The 9,878-nt window shown below is 76.5% G+C and carries 5 protein-coding genes; 4 read left to right on the top strand and 1 reads right to left on the bottom strand.

Going from position 1 to position 9,878, the window contains the following annotated elements; genetic code table 11:
• Positions 1-75 precede the first annotated feature (75 nt).
• The gene (locus IH54_RS46435) at positions 76-5,463 is read left to right on the top strand and encodes a hypothetical protein (RefSeq protein WP_031525860.1); all 5,388 of its coding nucleotides are present in this window, start codon (positions 76-78) and stop codon (positions 5,461-5,463) included.
• A gap of 12 nt (positions 5,464-5,475) precedes the next feature.
• Here IH54_RS46435 and IH54_RS0137785 read toward each other — a convergent pair whose 3' ends face one another.
• The gene (locus tag IH54_RS0137785; protein ID WP_063762454.1) at positions 5,476-5,886 is read right to left on the bottom strand and encodes a hypothetical protein; all 411 of its coding nucleotides are present in this window, start codon (positions 5,884-5,886) and stop codon (positions 5,476-5,478) included.
• A gap of 173 nt (positions 5,887-6,059) precedes the next feature.
• Here IH54_RS0137785 and IH54_RS0137780 point away from each other — a divergent pair, with 173 nt between their 5' ends.
• The 3 genes from IH54_RS0137780 (at position 6,060) to IH54_RS0137770 (ending at position 9,783) form a co-directional block, all read left to right on the top strand.
• On the top strand, positions 6,060-8,873 hold the full coding sequence (locus IH54_RS0137780) for a nitrate- and nitrite sensing domain-containing protein (RefSeq protein ID WP_031525855.1): 2,814 nt from the start codon (positions 6,060-6,062) through the stop codon (positions 8,871-8,873).
• Positions 8,870-9,286, top strand: coding sequence for a roadblock/LC7 domain-containing protein (locus tag IH54_RS0137775; RefSeq protein ID WP_031525853.1), 417 nt, complete (start codon positions 8,870-8,872; stop codon positions 9,284-9,286). Before IH54_RS0137780 ends, IH54_RS0137775 begins: the two co-directional genes overlap by 4 nt.
• Positions 9,287-9,372: 86 nt before the next feature.
• Entirely contained in the window at positions 9,373-9,783 is a 411-nt protein-coding gene (locus IH54_RS0137770; protein ID WP_031525850.1) for a DUF742 domain-containing protein, read from the top strand.
• The last annotated feature ends 95 nt before the right edge of the window (positions 9,784-9,878 follow it).

Here is a 9,878-nt window from a genome sequence, read left to right as displayed (position 1 = left end):
GCAGCGTCAGATGTGTATAAGAGACAGGCCCCCGACCACCCGCCACCGACCCATCCAGCCACGAGAGTCCGCCGCATGTACGAGCTTTCCCGACTCCGCCTCTACTCCATCGGGCCCGCCGGCGCGCGCTACGCCGACACCGTGCTCGATCTGCGGGGCGTCGGCGAACCCGTGCCGCAGCCCGCCCCCGCCCAGGGCGACTTCTTCGCAGACGAGCCGGCCGGCCCGCCGCGCCGCCCCGCCCCCGCGGGCGTGCTCTTCCTGGAGAACGGCGGCGGCAAGTCCGTCCTGCTCAAGCTGATCTTCTCGGTCATGCTGCCCGGCCACCGCAACACCCTGGGCGGCGCCAGCTCCGGCGTGCTGCGCAAGTTCCTGCTCGCCGACGACTGCGGGCACGTCGCTCTGGAGTGGCAGCACACGCTGACCGGGGAGCTGGTCGTGGTCGGCAAGGTCAGCGAGTGGCGCGGCCGCCAGGTCTCCACCGACCCGCGCAAGTTCGCCGAGGCGTGGTATTCCTTCCGCCCCGGGCCCGGCATGAGCCTGGACTCGCTGCCGGTCGCCGAGTCCACCGCCGTGCGCCCGCCCGTCGAAGGCGCCTCCGGTGCGCGCGGCCGGCGCCGCACGATGAAGGGCTTCCGCGACGCCCTCACCGAGGCGGGCAAGGCCTACCCGCATCTGGACGTGGTGTGGGAGGAGATCCACGACCGCTGGAACGAGCACCTCGGCAACCTCGGCCTGGACCCCGAACTCTTCCGCTACCAGCGCGAGATGAACGCCGACGAGGGCGAGGCCGCAGGCCTCTTCGCGGTCAAGAAGGACTCCGACTTCACCGACCTGCTGCTGCGCGCGGTCACCGACACCCGGGACACCGACGGCCTCGCCGACCTCGTCCACGGCTTCGCCGGCAAGCTCGGCCGCCGCGCCGAGCTGACCGCCGAACGCGACTTCACCGCCGGCTCCCTCGACCTCCTCCAGCGCATCGCCGACAGCGCCGAGGCCCGCGACCGGGCCCGCGCCGTCCACGCCCAGTCCGAGCGCCGCACCCGGCTGCTGGCCCGTCGCCTCACCGCCCGCGCCCGGCAGGAACGCGACCGCACCGCCGACATCGCCCAGGACATGGCGCAGGCCGCGCACGCCGTCACCGACGCCGGGCAGGCCCGCGCGGGCAGCGCGCTCACCGCCGCGGAGATCGCCTACCGGCACGCCTCGCTCGCGCTGGCCGCCGCCGACAAGGGCGCCGCCGCGCTGCGCCGCGAACTGGGCGACGCCCGCACGCTGCACGCCGCCTGGCAGGCCGCCGAGACCGTGCTGCGGCAGCGCGCCGCCGAGGACCGGCTGCACCGCGTCAGCGTCGCGATCCGCGAGGCCGAACGGGACGCCGCTCCCGCGCTCGCCGCGCGCACCACCGCCGCCGCCGACCTCGTCCGCGCCCTGCACGGGGCCGCCGCGCGCGCCGAGGCCCAGGCCGACACCGAGGAGGAGCGTTCGGCGCAGCTCCAGGCGCAGTCCGAGGCCGCGCACCGCGACGCGACCGCCGCCGCCACCGAGGCGCAGCGCGCCCGCAGTGAGGCCGGGCACCTCGCGCAGCGGCTCGCCGAGGTCGAGCAGGAGACCGCGCAGGCCGTACGGTCCGGCTGGCTCGACGACTCCGCGCCGGACGCCGACCCGGCCCGTGCCGCCCTGGCCGCCGCCGACGCCGAGGAGACCGCCGGCGACCTGGCCCGCGCCGCGGCCGAGTCCGCGCGTGCCGCCGCCGCCCGGGCCCGGGAGGCCGCCGGCACCGAAGCCCGCGCCGAACTGGCCGCGGCCCGCGCCGCCGACGCGCTCTCCACCGCCGAATCCGCCCTGACCGCGGCAACCGTCGCCGCCACCGCCCTGACCGCCGAACCCCGCCTGACCGCGCTGCTCAGCCTCCCCGCCCCGCGCACGGCCGACCCGGACGCCACGGCGCCGGGAGCGCGGGCAACAACCACCGGCCGCCCCGCCGCGCCGAACTCCGCTGCGCCCCAGGAAGCGTCCGCCGTCCCGGAGGCCGCGGCCGACGCGGGTGCCGAAGCGGGTGCTCCGGACTCCGGTGCGGTCGGCGGCGTGCCCGGTCAGGCAGGGTCCGGGCGGGGGACCGCCGGTCCCGGTTCTGCGGCCGTCCCTTCGTCGGCGGGCTCAGCCGGGCCCGTGGCCGCGCCTGGCGTCTCCGGCCAGGGCGCGTCCGCGCCGGGGGCCGCGGATCCCGGCTCAGGGGCCCCCGGTTCGTCCGTGGCGGCCGCTTCCGGCTCGGCGGACCCCGGAGCCGGGCCTGGTGTGCCAGGCCAGGGCGGTGCGGACTCCGGTGCGGTCGGCGGTGTGCCAGGTCAGGGAGCGTCCGGGCCGCGGGCCGCCGGTCCCGATTCCGCGGCGGCCGTTTCCGGCTCGGCGGACCCCCGGGGGCAGTCCGGCGCGTCCGGCCGCAGCTCCGGCGCGTCCGGGCCGGTGGGTGCCGGCGCCGCTTCGGCCGCGGGAGGCGTGCACGGCGGGGCCGCGGGGGCCGACCCCGGCACGGCTCCTGGGACCTCCGACGCCGCCGGCACCGGCAACGGCCCCCGCGCCGGCCGGGCCCTGGCGGCTGCCGAAGCCCGGCCCCGGGTCCAGGTCCGCGCCGTGCTCAGGGACCTCGCGGACGGTGACGGCCTCACCCCCGCCGTGCTCGACGACTTCGCCGAGCCGCTCCGCGAGCTTCTCGACAGCGCCATCGCCTCCGCCGAACGCCAGCTGTTCGACCTGCGCACCGCCGCCGCCGACGACGCCCGCATCCTCGCCGCGCTCGGCGACGGCGGCCTGCTGCCGCCCGGCCCCGACGTGCTCGCCACCGTCGAATTCCTCGGGGAGCACGGCATTCCGGCGCTGCCCGGCTGGCGCTATCTCGCCCAGGCCGTCGACCCCGCCGACCACGCCCTGGTCCTGGCGTCCCGCCCCGAGCTGGTCGACGGGGTGGTGGTCACCGACGCGGGCTCGTACCGGCGGGCCCGCGAGGTGCTGGAGCAGGCCGCGCTGCTGCCGCGGTCCGCGGTCGCCGTCGGCACCGCCGCCGCGCTGCTCGCCCCGCCGCCCGCCACCGGTTCCGGCAACCCCGACGTGTTCCTGGTCCCGCCGAACCCCGCGATGCACGACGAGTTCGCCGCGGACGGCGAGCGGCACGCGCTGCGCGCCCGGGCCACCGCCCGCGAGGAGGACATCCGGACGCTGGCCGCCCGGCTGGCGTTCGACCGCACGCTCGCCGCCCGGCTCGCGTCCTGGCGCGCGGCCTGCCCGCAGGGTCGGCTCGCCGAACTGGCCGCCGAGGTCGCCGCGGCGCGCGAGACCGTACGCCGTACGCGCACCGAGCTGGCCGACGCCCGTACCGACCGGGCCGAGGCCGAGGCGGCCGCCGCCGAGGCCGCGCAGGACAGCGACGTCCGCCGGGCCGCGGCCGAGCAGGCCCGGCGCGCCGCCGACGCGCTGTCCGGCCTCGCCCACCGCCTCCGCGAGCGCGCCACCTGGCAGCGCCGGGTGCGCGAGCTCGCCGCGGACGCCGCCGAGGCGGAGGCCCGTGCGGAGACCTGCCTCGCGCGGGCCCGCGCCGCGGACGAGGACCGCCGGGCCGCCCAGCGCGCCTCCGACGACGCCCGCCGCACGGCCCGCGTGCTGCGCGCCGAGCGCGCCGAGATCGCCGGCGCCCCCGACGACGGCGCGGCGGGCACGGCCCCGGACGCGACCCCGCCCGCCGCGTCGCTCCCCGCGCTGCGCGAGGCCTACCGCGCCGCCTCCGAGGTGTACGAGAAGGTGGGCGTCGGCGCCGATCTGCGGGCCGAGCAGGCCCGCGCGGAGAGCACCGAGAACGCCGCACTCGTCGAGCTCGACCGGCTGACCAACAAGGTGCGCAGCCGCGCCGCCCAGCTGCTGGAAGGCCCCGACGGCGCCGACGGCCCCTCCCGGCAGGCCGCGGCAGCCCGCGCCGAGGAGCTGGTGCAGACGCTGGAGTCGCGCGCCTCCGCCGCCAGCGAGCAGCTGGGCCGACTGCGCGGCGAGGCCGAGCGGCTGGCCCCGGCCGACGGCGAGCCGCACCACACCGAACTGCCCGAGGCCCTGGTCCCGCGCGACGCCGAGCACGCCCAGGAGCTGCTGCGCGCGGCGACCGCCGAGGTCGCGGCGCGTACCGAGGCGCTGGAGCAGGCCACCGACGCGCACGCCGGACTGGTCGCCGCGCACCGCGCGGCCGAGGACGCCGCGAGCGGCTTCGACGAGACTGCCGCGCTGCTGCGCGACCTGCTGCGGGACGGCCCCGGCCCGCAGCAGCCGGAGGAGGACGAGCCCGAGCCGTACCCGGGCAGCCAGGAGGCCGCCCGGCAGGCCGCCGCCGAGGCGCGGCGCAGCCTGCGCGGCTGCGCAGCTGACCTGTCCGCGGCCGAGACGCGCCTGCGGGAGGCCGCGGACGTCCTCGTCCGGCACGCCAACGCGGTCCGCTACGAGCAGGTCAGGACACCGGCCCGGCAGCAGATCCGGGAACTGCCCGCGGCCGCGCTGCCCGAGCACGCGGCGGCGTGGGCGGCGGCGTTCGCGCCCCGGCTGCGGGTGCTCACCGACGAGCTGGAGCAGCTGGAGCGCAACCGGGAGATCATCGTCGACCGGCTGCGCGGCCTGGTCGAGTCGGCGCTCGCGACCCTGCGCTCCGCGCAGCGGCTCTCCCGGCTGCCGGAGGGCCTCGGCGAGTGGTCAGGGCAGGAGTTCCTGCGGATCCGCTTCGAGGACCCCGACCAGTCCGTCCTGACCGAGCGGCTCGGCGAGGTCATCGACGAGGCCACCAGAGCGGCGCTGCGCAAGAACGCCGACCTGCGGCGCGACGGCATGTCGCTGCTGCTGCGCGCGGTCGCCGCCGCGCTCCGGCCGCGCGGCGTCGCGGTCGAGATCCTCAAGCCCGACGCGGTCCTGCGCGCCGAGCGCGTCCCGGTCGGGCAGATGGGCGACGTCTTCTCCGGCGGCCAGCTGCTCACCGCCGCGATCGCGCTCTACTGCACGATGGCCGCGTTGCGCAGCAACGACCGCGGCCGGGACCGGCAGCGGCACGCCGGCACCCTCTTCCTCGACAACCCGATCGGCCGCGCCAACGCCACCTACCTGCTGGAGCTCCAGCGGGCCGTGGCCGACGCGCTGGGCGTGCAGCTCCTTTACACCACGGGGCTGTTCGACACGACCGCGCTCGCCGAATTCCCGCTCGTGGTGCGGCTGCGCAACGACGCGGACCTGCGCGCGGGCCTGAAGTACATCAGCGTCGAGGAGCACCTGCGGCCCGGTCTCCCGGCCCTGGACGCGCAGGGCGAGCAGATCCACGGCGAGATCACCGCCACCCGCATGTTCCGCCGCCCCCCGGAGGCCCCGCAGCCCGCCGGGCCCGGGCCCGCGGGGGCGCCCGCCGGCGGCCAGGCCGTGCCGGAGGCGCGCGGCCGCTCCTGACCGGCCGCCGCGTCACACCCCGAGGTGCCGCGGTATGTGCGGGCGCTGCCGCCCTCCCGCGCCGGAGGACGGCGGCGCCGCTGCCGTACGCCCCTCCCGCCGGGTCCCGCGCCGTTCCGCGCGCCGGGCCCGGGCGGCGCTGCTGGGGCTGGAGAGCACCCCGTTGCGCTGGTTCCACACCTGCCGGGTCACCCACACGTCCAGCACCGCCCACGTCGCGACCACCGACGTCAGCACCGTGGTCAGCAGCACGGGCGCGGACAGCCACGAGCGCCCGACGGCGAGCAGCACGTCGATCATGCCCTGCACCAGCGCGACGGCGCTGATCAGCACCGCCCGCACCGCGGCGGCCCGTACCGGGTCGGCCATCCGCGGCCGCCGGGCGGGCTCCTCGACCCAGACGTTCCGCTGTTGCACGTCCATGATGAGTGGCTGCCCCGAAACCTCCCGGTGCATTCCGGGGAACGTTTCGCCGCAGACCTGCCCAACTCACATACATACTTTCGAGTTACCTCTGGGGCGGTAGTAGGCTCACGCCGTTTGGACGCGCGAGACGCGTGAACCGCCCCCACACGGGGGAGACCGTTGGGGAGGCCATGAGCTTTCGCGGTACGACGATCCGGCGGAAGATCGTGGCGCTGCTGCTGATCCCGTTGGCGTCGCTGACCGTCATCTGGGCGTTCGCCGCCGTGGTGACGGGCAGGGAGCTGCTCGACCGGCCCGACGTCAAGCGTGTCGCCGACGACATCGGGTATCCCGGCATCGCCGCCACGCAGAGCCTCCAGCAGGAGCGCCGGGCGGCGATGATCTACGCGGCCAACCCGCGCGACTCCCAGGCCAGGATCGGCTACACCAAGCAGCAGCAGGTCACCGACGGCTCGATCGCCAAGATGCGCACACGCATCAGCACCACCGGGGTGCGCGGCGACCTGAACACGGTGTCCCGGCACCGGCTGGACGCCTTCCTGACCGACGTCGAGGGCCTCGCCTCGCTGCGGCAGCGCGCGGACGGCGGCAAGATCAGCCGCAACGACGTCTACACGGCGTACAACGACATGATCACGCCTGCCTTCCAGCTCTTCCAGTCGCTCAACCCCTACAACGACTTCCGGCGCGACGAGCAGCACCACGCGGCCATCGAGCTGAGCATGGCCCGCGACCAGATCAGCCGGGAGGACGCGCTGATGGCCGCGGCCATCAGCGCCGGGCACATGAGCGCGGCCGAACTGAAGTCCTTCACCTTCGCCGTGGCCGACCAGCGCGACGACTACGAGTCGAGCCTGTGGCTGCTGAGCGACGACCAGCGCGCCGGCTACGACGCGTACTGGCGCGAGGGCAACGGAAAGACGCTGCGCGCGGCCGAGGACGCGGTCATCGCCGCGGGCGTGGACAACGCCCCGATCGTCGCGGCCCACCAGTCCTGGCCGTCGGTCGCCGCGACCACCATGGACGACCTGAACCGCCTGGACGACGCCGTGCAGAGCCGGTTCGGCGACACCGACCCGCCGATCGCGACGACCACGATCATCGAGGCGGTCTTCGTCGGCGGCATCGGCCTGGTCGCCGTGATCGCCACGCTGTTCGTGTCGGTACGCATCGGGCGCGGCCTCATCCGCGACCTCACCGGGCTGCGCCGCGACGCGCAGGAGGTGTCCGGTACCCGGCTGCCGCAGGTCATGCGGCGGCTGGCGGCCGGCGAGCAGATCGACGTCGAGACCGAGGTCCCGCGGCTGGAGTACCCGGACGACGAGGTCGGTCAGGTCGGCAAGGCGCTCAACACCCTCCAGCGGGCCGTCGTCGAGGCCACCGTGCGGCAGAACAACCTGCGCAACGGCGTCTCCGAGGTCTTCGTCAACCTCGCCCGCCGCAGCCAGGTCCTCCTCCACCGCCAGCTCACGCTGCTGGACGCCATGGAGCGCCGCACCGACGACAGCGAGGAACTGGCCGACCTCTTCCGGCTGGACCACATGACCACCCGCATGCGCCGGCACGCGGAGGGCCTGGTCATCCTGTCCGGCGCCGCGCCCTCCCGGCAGTGGCGCAAGCCGGTGCAGCTCATGGACGTGGTGCGGGCGGCCATCGCCGAGGTCGAGGACTACGAGCGGATCGAGATGCGCCGGCTGCCGCGGCTGGCCGTCGCGGGCGCCGCCGTCGCCGACCTCACCCATCTGCTGGCCGAACTCATCGAGAACGCCGCGGTCTTCTCGCCGCCCAACACCACCGTCAAGCTGCACGGCGAGCCCGCCGCCAACGGCTTCGTGCTGGAGATCGACGACCGGGGCCTCGGCCTGACGCCCGACGCGCTGCTGGAGGCGAACCTGCGGCTCGCCGAGACCCCGGAGTTCGAGCTGTCGGACACCGACCGGCTCGGCCTGTTCGTGGTCAGCCGGCTCGCCCAGCGGCACAGCGTGCGCGTCTCGCTGCGGCAGTCCCCGTACGGCGGCACCACCGCGGTGGTGATGATCCCCGACACGCTGCTCAGCGACACCGCCGAGGACACCGGCTCCACCCCGGTGTCCGGCACGCCCCGGCTCGCCGGTCCCGACCCGGCGGGGGACACCGAGCACACCTTCCGCCAGTGGGGCCTGGAGGGCATCGACGACATCGGCGGCGAGCACCGCAAGGAGCACGCCGCCCACCCGGACGAGCCGCTCTCAGCGGCCTTCGGCCGGGGCCTGGACGCCCTCGGCGACCCGGCAGAACTGCCCCCCGGTCCCGGCGCCGACCGGCCCTCGGACCCGCTGCCGCTGCCGAGGCGCCGCCCGCGCGGCACCGGCACCCCGGTGCTGATCTCCGACCGGGCCCGCCGCCCGCTCGGGAATTCCCCCGACGACGACCGGGACGGCGGGAGCGGGGCGGAGGACGCGGAAGACCCCGGCGCCACCGGCACCGCCGCCGACCCCGTCGAGCCGTCCGCCGCCGGCCACCCCGACGAGGTGCCCGGAACGCCGGGAACGCCCGGCATCCCGCAGTCCCGCCCCGTCGCGGCCGTGCCCCCGCTGCCCGCCGCCGGGTCCCCGCAGGAGCCGGGAGAGCCGGAGGCGGCCGCGGACGGGCCCGGCAGCTCGCTGCCCCGCAGGGTCCGGCAGGCCAGCCTCGCCCCGCAGTTGCGCGGCGGTGCCCCGCGCCCCGGCCCGGACGGCGCGGACGCCGAGGGCGACGGCACCCCCGAGCGCTCCGCCGACGAGGTCCGCGCCCGGATGGCCTCGATCCAGCGCGGTTGGCAGCGCGGCCGCCGCGCTGCGGAAGCCGCCCCCGGAGACGGACCGGCCCCCGCGCCCGGCCCCGTACCCGAAGCGGCCCCGGCCACCGGCGACGAGCCCGCCCCGCCCGCCGAGCCGGCTGGACCGGCTGCACCGACTTCAGCGACGAGAACGACCAGAACGACACCTGAGGGGAACGGTCGATGACCGCACCATCGAGCCCGACACGTGAGCTGAGCTGGTTGCTGGACGACCTGGTGACGCGGGTCTCCAGCGTCCGCAAGGCGCTGGTGCTCTCCGGCGACGGCCTCGCCACCGGCGCCTCGGACGGGCTGACCCGGGAGGACTCGGAGCACCTGGCGGCCGTCGCCTCCGGCTTCCACAGCCTGGCCAAGGGCGTCGGGCGGCACTTCGCCGCCGGGCAGGTCCGGCAGACCATCGTCGAGCTCGACGAGGCCTTCCTCTTCGTCACCGCCGCGGGCGACGGCAGCTGCCTGGCCGTCCTCGCCGACGCCGACTCCGACGTCGGCCAGGTGGCGTACGAGATGGCCCTGCTGGTCAAGCGGGTCGGCGTGCACCTCGGTACCGCCCCGAGGCAGCACGGCGGCGCGGTCGGCTGAACGACCGGACCGCGGCACGAGGGCGCGGGGGGACACGCGGACGGACCGGGGAGAAGCGACCAGCGGGAACGGGGTGACACGGTGACATGACGGCTGAATCGGACCGCTGGTACGACGACGCGGCAGGGCCGGTGGTACGGCCCTACGCGATGACCCGCGGGCGCACCAGCCATGCGGCCGAGGCGAAGCTGGACCTGATCGCCCTGGTGGTCGCGGCCCCCGGCGGCGCGGGCGACGGCGGCACCGGTCCGGCCGACCCGGAGGACGACGGTTCGCTGTCCCCCGAGCAGGTGGAGATCGTCCGGCTCTGCCACCAGCAGCCGGCCTCGATCGCGGAGATCGCCGCCGAGGTCGACCTGCCGGTCGGCGTGGTCCGCGTACTCGTCGGCGACCTGCTGGACGCCGGCCATGTGACGGTGCGTCCGCCGGTGCCGCCCGCCGAGCTGCCGGACGAGAGCATCCTGCGGGACGTCATCAACGGCCTGCGGGCCCTCTAGTGCTGTGACCGGGAGGGTTCACCGGCTTGCGACGCCCGGCACGGCACCTCGCTGCGTTGCCGCATCGACCGAGCAGGCCCACTACGAGGCCGATC

The sequence above is a fragment of the Streptomyces sp. NRRL F-5123 genome, from assembly GCF_000721495.1.
Lineage (GTDB): Bacteria > Actinomycetota > Actinomycetes > Streptomycetales > Streptomycetaceae > Actinacidiphila.
The sequence above is the reverse complement of the archived record's forward strand: the minus strand, read 5'-3'. Positions and strand labels throughout refer to the sequence as shown.